Here is a 17,390-nt window from a genome sequence, read left to right as displayed (position 1 = left end):
TTTTCTTAAATTTAATAGCGGATTTTGTTTTCTTTCAAAAAATCACGCAGGTCTTCGTATTCGCTCTGATCGAAATAGCGCCATTTGCCGGGTTTTAACATCCCAAGAGTTATTCTTCCGAATGCCGTGCGCTTAAGCTCCACGACATCCAGATCAAAATAGCCGAAAAATCTACGCAGCTCGCGATTTTGCCCCTCGTTAATGATCGCCTTTATCTTCGTATAACCGCCGCTGCTAGGCATTATGCGGTAGCCCAAAAAGGGTTTAAATTCCATCGATTTGATCTTGCTTTTAGCGTGCGCGCCTTTGCTCGCATCTGCGGCGAAAAAGCCTTCGCGGATCGCCGTTACCACCTCATCCCCCACCTCGCCTTTTACCTTTAGATAGTACTCTCGCTCGATGTCGCTGTTCATCAGCGCCGTAGCGATCGCGGGCGCATCGGTTAGCAGCAAAAGCCCTTCGCTTGCAAAATCCAAACGCCCTACGCTAACAAATCTACTAAACCCCTCCGGCAAGCTATCGTAAATCGTCCGCCTGCCGCGATCGTCTTTTTTAGTAACTAACTCGCCTTTGCGTTTGTTATAAACGATCATCGTAAATTCCGTCTTGGGCTTGATAAGGCGCAAGCCTATGCGGATCTTCTCCTCGCCGCTAACCTCTATAAAATCGCTAACGACGCGACCGTTAATGCTAACTTTGCCCTGCTTGATCAGCTCGTCCGCCTCACGGCGCGAGTAGCCGGTGTTATGGGAGATAAATTTATTCAGACGCATCTTTTGCATTATTTTAGTCCCAAGCTCGTTAGATCGTGAATATGCAAGATCCCCGCGGGCACGCCATTTTCGACTACGGGTAGGACTTGAATTTTGAATTGCTCGATCAAATTTAACGCATCTATTGCGAGCATATTTTTATCATCCAGCATTTTAGGGTTTTTGGTGGCATATTTTAGCGCGCCGTCATTGATGTCAAAATCCTCTCGCATCAGCGCACGCCGCAGATCGCCATCACTTAAAATCGCCTCAAGCGCGCCCTTTTCGTTCACTAACAAGACGGTGCCGAGCTTTCCGTGCGTCATAACGTCGATAGCTTGTTTTAGGCTGGCGTTACGGTTTGCGAGCGGCAAATTTTTACTTTGCATCACGTCCTTTACTTTGACGAAAAGTCGCTTGCCTAGGCTTCCACCGGGATGAAAATTTGCAAAATCTTCTTTACCGAATCTACGCTGTCTCATCAAACAGATCGCTAACGCGTCTCCTAACGCAAGTGTTAGCGTCGTAGAAACCGTAGGCGCGGCACCTAGCGGGCAAGCCTCTTTGACGATACCAAGGCTTATGAACTCATCGCTAACCTTACCGAGCGAGCTGTTTTTATCGCGCGCCATCGCGATGATCTTCACGCCGAAGCGTTTGAGATGAGGCAGAATTCTAACCAGCTCCTCGCTCTCGCCGCTAAAGCTGATCGCAAGCACCATATCGTCCTTGCCGATCATGCCCAAATCTCCGTGCAGCGCCTCGGTAGGGTGGACGAAAAACGACGGCGTGCCGGTGCTGGCAAGCGTCGCAGCGATCTTGGCGCCTATGTGTCCGCTCTTACCCGCGCCGGTGACGATTACCTTGCCCTTGCAAGCTAGGATCAAGTTTACGGCTCGCTCAATTTCGCCGCCGATAAGATCCACATGCCGCAAAAGCTCCGCTCCTTCGAGCCTCAGCACCTCTCGTGCCGTATCTAAAATTTCACTCATTCAACCTTCTTTTTAAAATTTGCCTTCATTTTGTGCCTCTTTGCGCCGCGTCTAAATTTGAGCTAGCTAAAATTTCACGCCTTTGAAATTTACACCATAAAATTCTAATCTACAAAATCGCCGCGCTCCCCTGCCTGCTCACCGCAGGCTTGCTAGACGATCTTTAAATTTTGCTTTACGCCGAAATTTTGCGCTCGAAATTTTACTTGCCGCTTTGAAATTCCAACGCTGCAAAGCTCGCTCACATCGCAAAATTTCAGACCCGAGCGCTAACCGGCGCCATTAAAATTTCACTTGCCCGCCGCAGATCGAATCCGCCTTGCACGCTAAATTTAGCCTCGCTTACATCAAATAAATCACCGGCACAATGGTCGGATATTTTTTGATCTTTCTAAAGATGTGCTTTCGCACAGCCTGGCGAATCTTGCCCTCCAGCGCCCAGTGATCGAGCAAAATTTCATCTTTTAAATTCGCTAAAAACTGCTCGATGATGCCCTGCATCTCTTTGGTAAAGTGCGCCGTTTGGTTATCGGCAACGAGCCCGTAGGTGATGACGCGCGTCTGGATGAGCCTTTTTTCGTTTTTGTCGATCTGCGCGATGATTACCGCGACGCCCGCATCAGCTAAATTTTGACGGTGCTTGACGATCTCGTCGGAGATCTGCTTGTTGATCTGATTATCGATAAAAACCTTGCCCGTCTTGACGGTCTTGACGCGCTTTAGATATTTTTCGCAAACCTCCATCTGATCGCCGTCGTTCATCAGATAGATATTTTTCTCATCGATACCGCATTCCATCGCGGTTTCTTTGTGTTTTACGATGTGGTTGTATTCGCCGTGCACGGGTAGAAAAAATTTCGGCTTTATCAGGCGCAGCATGAGTTTTTGCTCCTCGATCGAGGCGTGCCCGCTTACGTGTATCTCGCTGAAGTCCTGATACGCGACCTTTGCGCCGCTTTTTAGCAGGTAGTTAAGCACAGTTGAGACGCTGCTTTCGTTGCCCGGGATCGCCTTGGCACTGATGATTACCTGATCGGTTGATTTGATTTTAATGTATTTGTGCTCATCCGTCGCCATGCGGTACAGCGCGCTCATCGTCTCGCCCTGCGAGCCAGTAGTAACGATTAAAACCTCATTATCGGGGTATTTGGAGACCTGATCGGCATCGACGAAGATTTTTTTGTCTAAATTTACATAGCCGAGCTCCATCGCGGTAAATAAATTTCGCTCCATGCTTCGCCCGATGACGCAAACCTTGCGGCCATATTTTACGCCGCGCTCTATAGCCTGATAGACGCGGTGGATGTTTGAGCTGAAGGTACTCATTATCACTCGCCCCTTACAGCTTGAGAATATCGTATCAAAGGTCTTGCCTACCGAGCTCTCGGACTTTGTAATCCCCTCTTTGTGCGAGTTTGTGCTATCGCTCATCAAAAGCATAACTCCGCGATCGCCGTAATACGCCAGGCGGTTCAGATCGGTCGGATAGCCGTCAATCGGCGTGTGATCGATCTTAAAATCGCCCGTATGGATGATTGTGCCTGCTTTCGTTGTGATCGCAAGCGCACTTGCGTCGATGATCGAGTGCGTTATGTGGATAAACTCGACCTCAAAATCGCCGATCTGATAGAGCTGACGCTTCTGTACTGGGCGGAAGTAGCTGCGCTCGGCTTTAAGGCCGTGCTCTTCAAATTTATTGCTTATCATCCCCAAAGGAAGCGGCGTAGCGTAGATCGGAAATTGAAATTCTTTGAAAAAATATGGCATCGCGCCGATATGATCCTCATGCGCGTGCGTGATAATGATGCCCTTGATCTTGTTTTTTATCTTGCGAACATAATCGAAGTCGGGGATCAAAATATCCACGCCAAGCATACTCTCCTCGGGAAAGCTCATGCCCACGTCCACGATGATCGCACTCGTATTGGTCTCAAAAACGGTCATATTCGCGCCGATCTCGCCCAGTCCGCCAAGCGGCGTGATACGCACCGTCTCATCGCTGCGATTAGCGTCTTTAAGCGGGTGCAGGCGCTCCTCGTGGATCAGCTTATTTTCCGCGATCGCCTCTTCCATCGCCTTTTGCCACGGCTCGTTGCCCGTGAGGCTCTTTGGCATATTTGAGCGCTTTTTATGCTTTTTCTTTTTCTGCGAATCCGAAGAGTTTGTATCGTCTGAGGCGTTAGAATTTGCGCCTTTTGCGTTATTGCCGCTTGGCTTTGCACGACCGTCGCGGTTTAAATTTGAACCGCCCGCGCCGTTTTCGTTGCTTTTTGGATATGCACCGCCGAAATGCGCACCACTCGCGCCGTTTGAATGCACGGCGTTTGAACTGCCGCTTGACGAACCACCCGCAGAATTTGATCCCTTATGAGAGCCGTTTTTTGAACCCTTTGAACGAGCGGAATTTTGCCCGTTTTTCGCACCTTTATTTTTGCGAGAGCCATTTTCGTGCTCGCCGCCGAATTCCACATCGCCCGCAGAGCCTTCGCTTGCGATAGATTTTTTTAGATTTTCCTTGCGTTTTTTATAGCGATTGCTTTTTTTGAGTCGTTCGACGCCGTTTTCATTTCTGTTTTCTTCCATCTTTTGCCTTTAAATTTTTAAAAATTTCTAAAAAAAGGGTGGAATTTAACTCGTGCGCCCGAACTGTAGGCGGAATTTTCAAATTTAAAAAGATCTCTTCGGCTAAGCCTTTATCAAATTTTGCGCTTAAATTTTTAATAAGCGTCTTTCGCGGCGCGCTGAAAGATACGCGTAAAAAGCTTTTAAATTTCTCGTATTCATCGAGATTTTGGAAGCGGGCGCAACTTTTTACGCCGAGGCCGTCTGCGTTTATCTCGGTGCCTGGCTTAAAATTTTTGCCTTTTACGAGCCTGATTACCGATGAGGTCACCTTCGGCGCGGGCTCGAAGCAGCTGGGCTCAACGTCAAACAAAAGCTCGCAGCCGCCCGCAAGATCGGCCAGGATCGAAAGAGCGCTAAAATCGCTCTGCCCGGCTTTGGCGCAGAATTTTAAAGCGACCTCCTTTTGGATCATCACCAAAAATCCGCCGCATAGCTCATCGTCGATCGCCTGCAAAATCATCTTCGTAGCGACGTAGTAGGGCAAATTTGCGACCAAAAAATATTCGCCGCAGCCAAGACCCCGCTGCTGCCAAATCCGCAAAGCATCGCCCAAAACGAGCTTAAGCTCGCCGCTAGCGATCTGCTGCGCAAATTTAGCGCTTAAAATTTGATATAAATCTTCATCTATCTCGAAACTTTTTAATCTGTAAAATTCCAAAAGCTTACGAGTTAAATCACCTAAGCCAGCCCCGATCTCAACGACATTCTGTACATTCTCGGGAATCGCTTGGATGATCTTGCTTAAAACGGTTTCGTCCTTTAAAAAATTTTGCCCGAACTCTTTTTTCGCCCTAATCATCGCGAGAGTCTAGCCAAATTTTACTTATAAAGTCATTATGTTAAGTAAAATTTGGCTAAAATCATAAAAAATTTTATTCCGAAGGGCTACTTTGAATAGATTCGCAAAACGCATAATCCCATGCCTAGACGTCAAAGACGGACGAGTAGTAAAGGGCGTAAATTTCGTAGGTCTCGTGGATGCGGGCGATCCGGTGCAGGTCGCCAAACGCTACAACGAAGAGGGCGCGGATGAGCTGTGCTTCCTAGATATCACGGCGTCGCATCTGGGGCGCGATACGATCGTGGACGTCGTGGAACGGGTTGCGCGCGAGCTTTTTATCCCGCTGACCGTGGGCGGCGGCATCCGCACGATCGATGACATCTCTCGCCTGCTAAACGTCGGCTGCGATAAGATCAGTCTCAACTCCGCCGCGATAAAAAATCCGAATTTAATAGACGAAGCGGCGAATAAATTCGGCTCGCAGTGCGTCGTAGTCGCGATCGACGCGAAACGAAATTCTAGTGAAATTTCGCGTGGCGATTTATATGGCGAGGCGAGGAATTCAAACGGAGATTTACACGGCGGCATGCGAAATCCAGACACAAATTTAGGCGGTGAGGCGCGGAATTTTGGAGAGATCTCACGCGGCGCGCAGGATGAAATTTTAACTGGAAACTGCGAGTTTTGCGGCTATAGCGTGTTTATAAACGGCGGTAGGCTAGACACGGGCAAAGATGCGCTTGCTTGGGCGAAAGAAGCGCAGGAACGTGGTGCAGGCGAAATTTTACTCACGTCGATGGACTGCGACGGCGTTAAAAATGGATTTGAGTTAAATTTGACGCGGATTTTTAGCGCGCTTGATATCCCTGTGATCGCAAGCGGCGGTGCTGGTAAAATAGAGCACTTCAAAGACGCATTTTTAGCGGGTGCGGACGCATGCCTGGCGGCATCGATTTTTCACTTCAGAGAAATCGAAATCAAGGCACTAAAAGCGTATTTGCAAAAACAAAATATTGAAGTGAGACTGTAAATTTGGTCAGATTTATACCGCAGGGTTGAAACTTAGCCGCCAAAGCGACCAAATAATTAATTTTATTTCAGCCTTTATTATCTTGCAAGTTTTTTGCAAGCATCGTTTTTGCTTAGATAAAATTTCTTCGTTTTAGCTAAATTATAAGCTTTTTTTATGATACTTTTCCATCTTCTACCCGCCACCTGCACTACTACCATTATGGAAGATAAAGGTACAGCTCTCATAGATATTTACTCGATTTATTTTAATTTCATCCGATACTTTACGACGAAAAAATTTCAAAATTTAGCTTTAAATTTATCGTCATTTTGCTATGATTAGTGAAAAATAACGAAAGCGTGGATCCATAAATGATAATCTCTGCCGGACGAAATGAAATTTTTGATTTTGCCCTGCCTATGGGCGTGGGGCTAGTGGATATGAGTATAAATTTGACTAAATTTTTATGTGAAAATAGACAAAGCTTGCCGAGCGAAATCATTTTCGTGGGTTCTGCAGGGCTATACAAAGAGGGTGAAATTCTAAAAATTTATGAAAGCAGATCGGCTGCAAACTGCGAGATATCGGCGCTTTATGAACTTTCATACTCTCCAATTAACTATGAAATTTTAGCTAGGAATTCTACCAATGTTTCATATGAAACAATAACTAATAGCTCAACTTTTATCACGACCGATAAAAAATCCGCACTAAAATTCTTTGAGCGAGGTTATTTTTTAGAAAATATGGAATTTTTTGCGGTTCTCAAGGTAGCTCAAAAATTTCAAATTCCCGCTTACGGAATTTTTTGTGCGACGAATTTTTGTGATTCAACTGCTCACACGGATTTTTTAAAAAATCACGCCGCCGCAAAAGAAAATTTAACTAAATATCTAAAAACTAAGGCATTAATTTGAAAAACATCTTTGATTTTACGATGAAAGAGCTTGAAAATTTCGTCGAACCAAAATTTAGAGCCAAACAAATTTACGAATGGATTTACAAAAAGAATGTAGATGACTTTGCACTAATGCTAAATCTACCAAAAGAGATCCGTCAAGGTTTAGCTCAAAATTTTTATTTAGACCCGCTTAAATGTATCAGATCCGAAACAAGTAGCGATGGCAGTATCAAATACCTTTTCGCTCTCAAAGACGGCAAGACGATAGAAAGTGTCCTGCTACCGATGAAGGATGAGCTGCGAGATGAAAACGAAAAAATTATAAGACACGCGCGCTACTCAATCTGCGTAAGTTCGCAAGTGGGTTGCAAAATTGGCTGCAGCTTCTGTCTGACAGCAAAAGGTGGTTTCGTACGAAATTTAACTCCAGGCGAAATCGTGGCTCAAATTTGGCTCATCAAGAAAATGAACGCGATCCCGTACGAACGCCGCGTCAATGTCGTGTATATGGGGATGGGCGAACCGCTTAATAACCTAGACAACGTTGCCAAAGCCGTGCAAATTTTAAAAGAAAACGATGGACTCGCCATAGCGCCGCGTCGCCAAACGATAAGTACGAGCGGACTTTCTACGCAGATAAAAAAGCTTGGCGAAATGGATCTTGGCGTGCTACTCGCGATCTCACTGCATGCAGTGGATGACGAACTGCGTGAAAAACTAATGCCTATAAATCGTGCCTACAATATTGCATCGATCATGCAGGCGGTGCGCGAGTTCCCAATCGATCTGCGAAAACGCGTGATGTTTGAATATCTAATGATCGATGGGATAAATGACCGTTCAAGCGATGCCAAAACGCTAGTGAAGCTTCTGCACGGCATTCGCGCAAAAGTAAATCTGATCTATTTTAATCCGCACGAAGGCTCGAGCTTTGGCAGACCAAGCCCCGAAAATATGGTAAAATTTCAGGACTATCTATGCGCACACGGCATTACTTGCACGATCCGGCAGAGCAAGGGGCTAGATATCAGTGCGGCGTGCGGACAGCTCAAGCAAAGAAACGAGCAAGGTAAAATTCCGGCTCAAAGTGGTATCAGTGCCGATAAAATTTCGAACAAGTAGAGGAAAAATTCGGCGATTATTTTCAGACCGTAAGGCAGATCGGCAAAAAATTTATAAAGGAGCAGCAATGGACGCGCAAAAAATAATGGATGAGATCGGCGTTTTCTTAGACAGATCGCTGCTTAAAAAATCCAAGATTACAAAGGCGGAAATTATCCGCGAATTCCTTCTTATCTACCCTTAATATTTCAAATTTTCATAGAAATTAACAATTACAATCCAAGTCTCATGCCAATATCTTGCGATATTTCTATTGTTTGTTTTTGTTCTATGCTACGGTCTATGCCCAAACCAAGTACCCTCTTGCAATATTCCACAAAAGAAGCAACTACCGTTTTGCTCCCTATGCTTGCTATCAATGCCGAGCTTTCTAAATTAACAGAGCTTCCCGCCCCGTCCTTTTGCTTAAATATAAAATTGGCGTATTCGTCAAATTCTCTTTTAAATATTCCATATTCTTTATTGCATTTTTTAAAAGAATCAACATCGGATTTAAAATCTTTTATACTACCGCCCAACTTATCTTGAAACATCCAATATTTATGCGCTCTGAGCTCAAATTTACCGTAATCTTCGCTGCCGAAAATAAAAATATATGAAACCCACCGTCTAGCTAAGCTGAATTACGTGCTTTTATAGCTGTAACGCTTTTTCCCAATATAGCTATCGAAAAATAAAATCGTCTTAAAATTTTCAAATAACTATAGATGAGAAATTAATAATTAACGCCGTTGTAACCACAAAATTTTATAAAAACCGGCAAAAGCAAAATTCTGGTCATAAAAATAATCGCCGCCACCTCAAAATTTTATTGAGTTACTTAAATTTTACCGATTTCGCAAGATTATAAAACTCTCTTGCGGCGTCAAATTCGGTTTTTATCTCGTATCGTTCGCCACTCAGTTCAAAGCAAATCGCATTCGCGTGCAGTAACAATCTCGGCGCCCCTGTCGTCCTGATCCGCTCCGTCTCATCCATCTTTTTATCCAATATCCGCTCCACTTGCTCTCGCGAAAGCCCATACAGCGGCTCTCCCAGTATCGGCGCGCCCGCGGCAAATAGATGCAGCCTGATCTGATGCTGCCTACCCGTCAGCGGATAGCACTCGATCAGGCTAGCGTCCATGTCCGAGAAATATCGTAGCGGGCGTATCAGCGTGATCGCCTCCTTGCCGTCGCGCGATATTTTCATACGAATTTTAAGATCGGCAAACTCGTCGCTAGGAGCAATCGGAGCATCGATCACAAATCCCTCAAAATCCTTTAAAAATTTCAGTTTTTCGCTAAATTTTGCGTATTTTGTAGGCTCGAATTTTTTCAAATTTACGTAGCCCGTAGAAGTAGCCGGCAAAGATTTAGCCACAGATAAGGCATCAAATTCAGATCCGCTGCCAACATCGCCAGTGGGAGCGCCAGATTTAAATTTAGCCTGCGCGCCGCCAGATAGAGTGCTGCACCATAATCCCCTACTCGCACCATTGGACAAGATATTAAATCCAAATTTATCGCCTGCTCCTTTTAGAGCTAGTGTATCGCGCAGATCCGATACGTTATCTGGTAAACTCACAGCATCGTCCGCAAATTTTGATCCGCAAATTTCATCAAAGCCTAGAGCATAGCAATTCTCTATCTCACCATTGCAAGCAACACTTTGCAAATCCCCTCGCAAGCCCTCTCTCAAATCCCCTCGTACGAGCGCTAGATAGCTTTTCATCACTCTACGCTGTTCGAAGCACTCTTTAAGCTCGCGCGCCGCGTCTTTATCCTTAGCGACGATCAAAACGCCGCTGGTTTCGAGATCGAGCCTGTGCGCCACGCACGCGTCCTGCCCGTATAGCGACCAGATCTCGTCATACATATTATAAGGCGAGTTACGTCCACTTGGATGGCTAAGAATTCCGCTTGGTTTGTCAAATGCCGCAAACGCATCGCACTCAAAGATCGGCTTCAGTCCGCGCGGCTCGCATTTGTAATCGATCAAAAAAATTTCTCCGTGCGCGACGGAGTTTTTATGCAAATTCCGATCCTCTGCATCGGTTAAGCGATGCTTGTCACAGATGCGCTGCGCGGATTTCATATCGTATCCGAGGCTAAGCAGAATTTCGTAAATTTTGCGTCCCTCAAAGCTTCCCAAGCTTCTTTTCTCATAACCCATATTAAACTTTCAGCCCCATTTTTATATAATTTTTACCATCATTATACAAGAAATTCTAACCGAAAGGCTACTAAAATGGTCGAAAGATACGCAAGAAAAGAGATGTCTGAAAAATGGAGCTTGCAAGCCAAATACGACGCGTGGCTAAAAGTCGAACTTGCGGCGGTTAAGGCGTGGAATAAACTAGGTCTAATAAGCGACTGCGATAAAGATAAAATTCTACAAAACGCAAGCTTTAAGATCGAGCGGATAGATGAGATCGAAAAGACGACCAAGCACGACGTCATCGCGTTTCTAACGAGCGTGAGTGAGAGCCTTGGGCAGGAGAGCCGCTTCGTGCATTACGGCATGACTAGTAGTGACTGCATCGATACTGCCGTCGCGCTACAAATCAAAGAAAGCATGGAGCTCATCATTGAGGATGTGCAAAATTTAAAAGCCGCGATAAAATCTCAAGCCATGAAGCATAAAATGACGCTGATGGTCGGGCGCAGCCACGGTATCCACGGCGAGCCGATCACTTTCGGGCTCGTGCTTGCGGTCTGGTATGATGAGATAAATCGCGCGCTAGAGCTTTTACAACATGCAAAAAGCGTCATCAGCTACGGTAAAATAAGCGGTGCGATGGGAAATTTCGCCCACGCTCCACTAGAGCTGGAAGAGCTAGTGTGTGAATATTTGGGGTTAAAGCCCGCCCCCGCGTCCAATCAAGTCATCCAGCGCGATCGCTACGCACAGGTAATGAGCGCACTTGCGATCTTAGCTTCCAGCTGCGAAAAGATCGCCATCGCAATCCGCCACTATCAACGCACCGAGGTTTATGAGGCAGAGGAATTTTTTAGCCCAGGTCAAAAGGGCAGCTCTGCGATGCCACACAAACGAAATCCTGTGCTTAGCGAAAACGTAACGGGACTATGCCGTATGATCCGCAGCTTCGCAATACCCGCGATGGAGGATGTAGCGCTATGGCACGAACGCGACATCAGCCATAGCTCGGTCGAGCGATTTATCCTCCCTGATGGCTTTATAACTGCTGATTTTATGCTAAATCGCTTGACGAGCTTGATCGAAAAACTGCTCGTATATCCCGAAAATATGATGAGAAATCTAAATTTAACCGGTGGGCTCGTGTTTTCGCAGCGCGTACTGCTAGAGCTGCCTAAACGAGGAGTTAGCAGAGAGGATGCTTATAAAATCGTGCAGCGTAATGCGATGAAGGTCTGGGCGGATCTGCAAGAGGGCAAAAAAGCTATAGATGAGCAAGGGCATAGCCTATTTTTGCAAAATCTGCTAGCAGATACAAAGCTACGAGAAAAGCTAAGCGAAAGCGAGATCAAAGAGTGCTTTGACTACGGATATTACACCAAAAACGTGGACGCGATTTTCGCTAGGGTTTTTGGCAAATAGCAGACACGTGGCTTGCTATTTTAAAGCTCCGAACGGGCCTACAAAATATAGCGAAGTGGCTAGAAATTTATGTTTGCGCCGAAGCACTTTAAAAACAGCGATTGAAATTTTAAAATTTTGATAAAGATAAAATTTTAGTAAAAGCGTAGCGCTTGCGGATTAATCTAGCATCTAAATCCGCACGACAGGCATCCGCCACTTTTACCGCGAATTTTTCTACGGTTGCAACTAACCTTAAAATCGTAAAAATTTAATGCTTTAAAACGGTAAAATTCTTAGGTGTAGTAGTTTTAGAATTTTACCGCAAAATTTAAGTGCTAATCCCGAAGATGTAAATGCGAGATTTCCATAAAGCAAAATAGCATTTTCTGTGTCGTACTCGAACTAGGGGTCGTGAGATATCCGAAACAATTATGAAACAAATTTAAAGTGGCAAATGGGGACATTGATAAAATTCCGCTTTTTCAACTTGAGATTTTAACGATTCTTAGAAAAAAGCGGATTGAGTAAAATTTCATGAATTCCATCAATTTAAGTGCTTACCAGATAGCACTAAAAATAGGAAATTAAGCTTGTGTAATGATATTTTTAAAAATTTTAAAATTTTATACGCGTAAGCGGGTAAAATTTGATGTCTAGTACCGGCAGCACCCTTGATTATCATATAATTACGTCTGAATTGCTAGCAAATTTCGGATTAAACAATCCTGCGATTTGACGTCTAATAATTATTTGGAATTTAAAATGGATGGAGCGGGAGTTCGTTCGCCCCATCCTGCGCTAGCACGTTAGAATTTTTAAAATTTAAAGTTATACCCCAGATAAATTCCATGGTTGGTCTCATATACCTTGTCTACGCCTTCTCCAAGCTTACTAGCCTTGTATCTCGTGTAGTCCGCTTTGTAGCCAAACTCGATCTCGTTATGCTCGTCAAAGCTATATAGCCCGCCCAGTCTTGCGCCGATTGCCCAGCCAGGCAGAGTCTTTGAAAGCGAATCGCTGCTTCCGTTAGATTCGTCATACGAATAAATTTTATATTTCAAAAATGAAACTCCTGTATAAGCGCCTGCTACGAGTTTAAAGCCGTTTGTAATCTCAGGCGTAAAATCCCCGCCTACGAGCAAGCTATGCTTATTCCACTCGTGTTTAAATATGATGTCCTCCTCGTCAGTGCCAGTTTTCGAAGCTTTGAAATCATACAAGTACTCGCCGTACGCCCTAGCTATACCAAAATCATAGCCGCCTTTAAAGCCGAGCGCAGCCTGCCCCTTATTATCTTTATTCGTGCCAGAATCTTCCTCGTCAGACCATTTAGTAGTGATGCTGGATTTAAAAGAATAATCTCCTTCTAACCCTAAAAATATCCCCTCGCCGAAGCTTGAGCTTGCGCACACCGCAGCGGCAAACGCCGCGATTAAAATTTTGTTTTTCACATTTTCTCCTTACAATTTATAATTTCGGGCTTTCCACCGCCGCCGCTTTTGCCATTTTACCGCTTGCTATCTTTAAGTATTTTCCGCCAAGCTCGCTTACAAGCGCATTTAAAATTTGCCGATTATAATATCCTTTTTTTGAAATTTCGATGAATTTCGCGACAAGACTTGGAATTTTATCTCACTCGCATTGGATAAAATTTTATCTCGCTTACTAAGGACAGAATTCTATCTTGATTGCCAGCACGGAATTCGACGAAATTCTACGCCGCCTCCCCTTGAGCAGTTAACAAATTTAATCTCGGGTGTCATTAAAAAATAATCTGTGATGAAATTTAAAGCGCTTACTTAGTTGTTCGTTTTTATGTATAATTTAAAATTTACACACGAGATAAGTACCATGTTACCGATAGTAACTGCACTTTTAAAAATTTAAGACGATTTGATCTGGAATTTATAAAATTCCCGCCTCATTTTTGTATCATAAGCCAAATCCAAAAAAGGAGTATCTATGGAAGAACACAAAGTGGAGTTACGCAACTCCCGCTTACAAGGACCACTGGACTCAGACGTAGACGAGCTGGGTTTAGACAGGCTCACCGACACCGTGCCGTTTCCTAAGCGCGGCGTCATCATTATGGCGATTGCCGCTGCAGTGGGCTTTGCGCTATATGCCGCGTTACCATTTGAGCCCAATGTCAAAAAAGGCCTTGCGTTACTTGCTTTTATCGCGATTATGTGGCTTACAGAGGCCGTGCATATCACGGTAACCGCGCTTATGGTGCCGGTGCTTGCGGTAGCTATCGGACTTGGCAAATTCGCTAAAGATGGCACTTTCACGGCTGCCACCATCAAAAGCACGCTTGCAAATTTTGCAAACCCTACGATCTTTACCTTTTTCGGCGGTTTTGCTCTGGCAACGGCTCTGCATATGCAAAAGCTCGATAAAAAGATCGCGATGTGGCTAATCGCCCGCGCAGGCGGTCGCTTGGGCGTGGCTGCGATTTTAATCTGCCTTGCTACGGCGATCCTTTCAATGTGGGTTTCAAACACCGCAACTGCTGCTATGATGCTTCCAATCGCGCTTGGAATTTGCGCCAACATGGACGAGAGCAAAGATCGCGGCACGCTCGTGTTTTTGCTTTTAGGCATCGCGTATTCTGCAAGCATCGGAGGTCTGGGCACGCTCGTGGGATCTCCGCCAAATTTAATCGTGGCTCAAGCCTTGTACTACAGCTTCGCGGACTGGATGAAGGTAGGTTTGCCGCTAATGTGCGTGATGCTGCCAATAATGCTTGTGGTGCTTTATATAATTTTCAAGCCAAATTTAAGCCATAAAATAGAGATGGATCTGGAGCATATCCCTTGGACGCGCGAGCGCATTATTACGATCGTCGTATTTGCTCTAACGGCGCTTGGTTGGATATTTTCGAAACAAATTTCAGCCCTTGTGGGCTTTAAAGTGGATGATGCTTACGTCGCCATCTGCTCGGCAGTCGTAATCGTCATACTAGGGCTTGCTAAATGGCACGACATCGCCGAAAACACCGAGTGGGGCGTGCTGTTGCTTTTCGGCGGTGGACTTACGCTAAGTGCGGTTTTAGGCGATTCCGGAGCTTCTAAGGTGCTTGGCGATCTAGTCGCGCACACTTTCGGCGGAGCGCCTACTTACATCGTACTTTTGGTAACAGCAGTTTTCATCATCTGCCTTACGGAATTTACAAGCAATACCGCCTCTGCTGCGCTTTTAGTGCCCGTATTTGCGGGTGTAGCGGCTCAGATGGGACTACCGAAAGAAACTCTTACGATCATCATCGGCGTGGGCGCGAGCTGCGCTTTCGTAATGCCGGTAGCGACGCCGCCAAATGCTTTGGTTTTCGGTACGGGACGCATCCGACAAATAGAGATGGTACGAAGCGGCGGAATTTTAGCGATATTTTCCGCGATTTTAGTTTCCGGCTACGCGTATATTTTTTACTCGTAAAATTACGTTAAAAATTTTATAGTCCGGGTATCTGCTCGGACTAAATATATTTATAAGATATATTTTTAAACTCCTAAATTTTCGGAATTTTTATAAAAAAATTCTGATTTAATACTATTTTAATCAGTTATCTGTATAATACGCATATTTTATGGAAAGAAGAATTTATGGATTTTGATTTTATAGCTAAATTTAGCCCGATGTTCGTAAAGGCGGGTGTTTTAACGCTGAAGCTCGCATTTTACGGAATTTTACTATCCATCATCATCGGTTTTATCTGCACGCTGATAAAATATAAAAGATTGCCGTTGTTAAGCCCACTTGTGAGCGCATATATCGAGCTGTCGCGCAACACTCCGCTTTTAATTCAGCTATTTTTTCTATACTACGGTCTGCCGAAGCTGGGCGTTCAAATTTCTGGCTTTACCTGCGCGATCGTAGGTCTTGCGTTTTTAGGCGGAAGCTATATGAGCGAGAGCTTTAGGCTCGGTTTTGAGGCGATAAAAAAATCCCAGATTGAAAGCGCTATGAGCCTGGGGCTAAGCGAAGCGCAGATAGTCTTTTACGTCGTGCTGCCGCGCGCCTTTGCGATCGCCCTGCCCTCCATCAGCGCAAACATAATCTTTCTGCTTAAAGAAACTTCGATCGTTAGCATCGTAGCGCTTGCCGATCTCGTTTATGCCGCAAAGGACGTGATCGGGCTGTATTATAAGACGAACGAGGCGCTATTTATGCTAAGCGTTTCGTATCTGATCATAATCCTGCCGCTTTCGCTAGCGCTTACGCTGCTTGAAAAGCGCCTTGCGTATATGAGAGGCTAGCGATGGAACTCTTAAGCGGCGAAAATTTAATCAGGCTTCTTGGCGGGCTTGGGATCACGCTGCAAATCGCGCTCATCTCGATCGCGGTTTCGCTCGCTCTAGGCTTGGTGCTTGGAATTTTAATGGCCTCTGGGCGCAGAGCCTTATACATCCCGCTTAAAATTTGCCTGGAGATCGTGCGCATCATGCCGCCCATCGTTTGGCTATTCATCGTATATTTTGGCGCGAGCAAGGCATTTGGCATCCACATCTCAAATATCGCGGCTTCGATCATCGTCTTTAGTATCTGGGGCGTTTTTGAGATGATGGATCTGGTGCGCGGCGCCGTGCTTAGCATCCCTAAGCATCAGTTTGAAAGCGCCGAAGCGCTCGCATTTAGCAGATCTCAAATTTATCTCTACGTCATCCTGCCTCTTGCGATGAGACGCCTGGTGCCCGCAACGATAAATTTATTCAGCAGGATGATAAAAACAACCTCGATCGCCGTACTAATCGGCGTCATCGAGCTCGTCAAAGTAGGCCAGCAGATCATCGAAGTGAATGTCTTCCGCGACAATTACGCGCCGCTAATCATCTACGGAGCGATATTTTTCGTATATTTTTTGATCTGCTATCCGATCTCGGCGCTTTCGAAAAAACTAGAAAACAGGTGGAGCTGATGGGAATTTTAGAACTTCATAAAATCAATAAATTTTACGGCGAGCTGCACGCGCTAAAAGACGTCAGTCTTAGCGTCGCGCAGGGCGAAGTCGTGGTAATCCTAGGCCCTAGCGGCTGCGGTAAAAGCACCCTACTTCGCACGATAAACGGGTTAGAGCCGGTACAAAGCGGAAATTTTATAATAGAGGGCGAGCGGATCGATCAAAATTTCAAAGAGTGGCGCAGGATCAGACAAAAGATCGGTATGGTCTTTCAAAGCTACGAGCTCTTCGACCACTTAAATGTGCTACATAATATAATCCTAGGTCCCGTGAAAGTCCAAGGCGTACCACGCGAGCAAGCTGTAGAGCTAGCCAGGCATTGGCTCAAAATCGTAGGACTAGAAAATAAAGAGCGAGCCTACCCCAAAGAGCTTAGTGGCGGGCAGAAGCAGCGTATCGCAATCGTACGAAGCCTGGTGATGAAGCCCAAGATCATGCTTTTTGACGAGGTTACCGCAGCACTTGATCCCGAGATCGTGCGCGAGGTGCTCGATGTAATGCTAAATCTCGCCAAAGAGGGGCAGACGATGCTAATCGTAACGCACGAGATGGGCTTTGCACGCGCTGTAGCCGATCGCATAGTTTTTATGGACGAGGGAAGCATCGTGGAGATTAACAAACCGGAGGCGTTCTTTACCGCTCCAAAGAGCGAGCGCGCGAAGAAATTTCTAAATATGTTCGAATTTAAAAAATAAATTTTAATAA

General features: G+C 45.4%; 15 protein-coding genes. 8 read left to right on the top strand and 7 right to left on the bottom strand.

Annotation, left to right across the window (positions count from 1 at the left end; translation table 11 throughout):
* Positions 1-11 precede the first annotated feature (11 nt).
* The 4 genes from Q0274_RS03220 to rsmA all read right to left on the bottom strand — a co-directional run bounded on the left by Q0274_RS03220 (position 12) and on the right by rsmA (position 5,168).
* Entirely contained in the window at positions 12-773 is a 762-nt protein-coding gene (locus Q0274_RS03220; RefSeq protein ID WP_298027722.1) for a pseudouridine synthase, read from the bottom strand.
* Between the two features lie 8 nt (positions 774-781).
* A complete protein-coding gene (locus tag Q0274_RS03215; protein WP_298027627.1) occupies positions 782-1,744 on the bottom strand; it encodes an SIS domain-containing protein in 963 nt (320 codons plus the stop codon).
* A 342-nt stretch (positions 1,745-2,086) separates the two neighbouring features.
* On the bottom strand, positions 2,087-4,327 hold the full coding sequence (locus tag Q0274_RS03210; protein WP_298027625.1) for a ribonuclease J: 2,241 nt from the start codon (positions 4,325-4,327) through the stop codon (positions 2,087-2,089).
* On the bottom strand, positions 4,308-5,168 hold the full coding sequence (gene rsmA, locus Q0274_RS03205; protein WP_298027624.1) for a 16S rRNA (adenine(1518)-N(6)/adenine(1519)-N(6))-dimethyltransferase RsmA: 861 nt from the start codon (positions 5,166-5,168) through the stop codon (positions 4,308-4,310). The genes Q0274_RS03210 and rsmA overlap by 20 nt, the downstream gene beginning before the upstream one ends.
* 91 nt (positions 5,169-5,259) lie before the next feature.
* Between rsmA and hisF the strand changes: the two genes are divergently transcribed.
* The 3 genes from hisF to rlmN all read left to right on the top strand — a co-directional run bounded on the left by hisF (position 5,260) and on the right by rlmN (position 8,185).
* Complete coding sequence (hisF, locus tag Q0274_RS03200) at positions 5,260-6,180, top strand: imidazole glycerol phosphate synthase subunit HisF (protein WP_298027622.1); 921 nt, start codon at positions 5,260-5,262, stop codon at positions 6,178-6,180.
* A gap of 353 nt (positions 6,181-6,533) precedes the next feature.
* A complete protein-coding gene (locus Q0274_RS03195; protein WP_298027621.1) occupies positions 6,534-7,079 on the top strand; it encodes a purine-nucleoside phosphorylase in 546 nt (181 codons plus the stop codon).
* Positions 7,076-8,185, top strand: coding sequence for a 23S rRNA (adenine(2503)-C(2))-methyltransferase RlmN (gene rlmN, locus Q0274_RS03190; RefSeq protein ID WP_298027620.1), 1,110 nt, complete (start codon positions 7,076-7,078; stop codon positions 8,183-8,185). Before Q0274_RS03195 ends, rlmN begins: the two co-directional genes overlap by 4 nt.
* A gap of 212 nt (positions 8,186-8,397) precedes the next feature.
* Here rlmN and Q0274_RS03185 read toward each other — a convergent pair whose 3' ends face one another.
* Positions 8,398-8,718, bottom strand: coding sequence for a hypothetical protein (locus Q0274_RS03185; protein WP_297917411.1), 321 nt, complete (start codon positions 8,716-8,718; stop codon positions 8,398-8,400).
* A gap of 283 nt (positions 8,719-9,001) precedes the next feature.
* Positions 9,002-10,339 (bottom strand): RluA family pseudouridine synthase, encoded by a 1,338-nt coding sequence (locus Q0274_RS03180; RefSeq protein WP_298027618.1) that lies wholly within the window; start codon positions 10,337-10,339, stop codon positions 9,002-9,004.
* A 75-nt stretch (positions 10,340-10,414) separates the two neighbouring features.
* Between Q0274_RS03180 and purB the strand changes: the two genes are divergently transcribed.
* A complete protein-coding gene (purB, locus tag Q0274_RS03175) occupies positions 10,415-11,746 on the top strand; it encodes an adenylosuccinate lyase (protein WP_295152648.1) in 1,332 nt (443 codons plus the stop codon).
* A 797-nt stretch (positions 11,747-12,543) separates the two neighbouring features.
* On the opposite strand, the gene Q0274_RS03170 is transcribed toward purB, so the two are convergent.
* A complete protein-coding gene (locus tag Q0274_RS03170) occupies positions 12,544-13,179 on the bottom strand; it encodes a hypothetical protein (RefSeq protein ID WP_298027617.1) in 636 nt (211 codons plus the stop codon).
* A gap of 637 nt (positions 13,180-13,816) precedes the next feature.
* On the opposite strand from Q0274_RS03170, the gene Q0274_RS03165 reads away from it, so the two are divergent.
* The 4 genes from Q0274_RS03165 to Q0274_RS03150 all read left to right on the top strand — a co-directional run bounded on the left by Q0274_RS03165 (position 13,817) and on the right by Q0274_RS03150 (position 17,380).
* Complete coding sequence (locus Q0274_RS03165) at positions 13,817-15,163, top strand: DASS family sodium-coupled anion symporter (RefSeq protein WP_298027720.1); 1,347 nt, start codon at positions 13,817-13,819, stop codon at positions 15,161-15,163.
* Between the two features lie 167 nt (positions 15,164-15,330).
* Complete coding sequence (locus Q0274_RS03160; RefSeq protein WP_005873050.1) at positions 15,331-15,984, top strand: amino acid ABC transporter permease; 654 nt, start codon at positions 15,331-15,333, stop codon at positions 15,982-15,984.
* Positions 15,985-15,986: 2 nt separating this feature from the next.
* Positions 15,987-16,643, top strand: coding sequence for an amino acid ABC transporter permease (locus Q0274_RS03155; protein ID WP_297962176.1), 657 nt, complete (start codon positions 15,987-15,989; stop codon positions 16,641-16,643).
* Positions 16,643-17,380, top strand: coding sequence for an amino acid ABC transporter ATP-binding protein (locus Q0274_RS03150; protein WP_298027616.1), 738 nt, complete (start codon positions 16,643-16,645; stop codon positions 17,378-17,380). Before Q0274_RS03155 ends, Q0274_RS03150 begins: the two co-directional genes overlap by 1 nt.
* Positions 17,381-17,390 lie beyond the last annotated feature (10 nt).

Origin of the sequence: uncultured Campylobacter sp., from assembly GCF_937973075.1 — a bacterium.
In the GTDB taxonomy this organism is placed as follows: Bacteria; Campylobacterota; Campylobacteria; order Campylobacterales; family Campylobacteraceae; genus Campylobacter_B.
The sequence above is the reverse complement of the archived record's forward strand: the minus strand, read 5'-3'. Positions and strand labels throughout refer to the sequence as shown.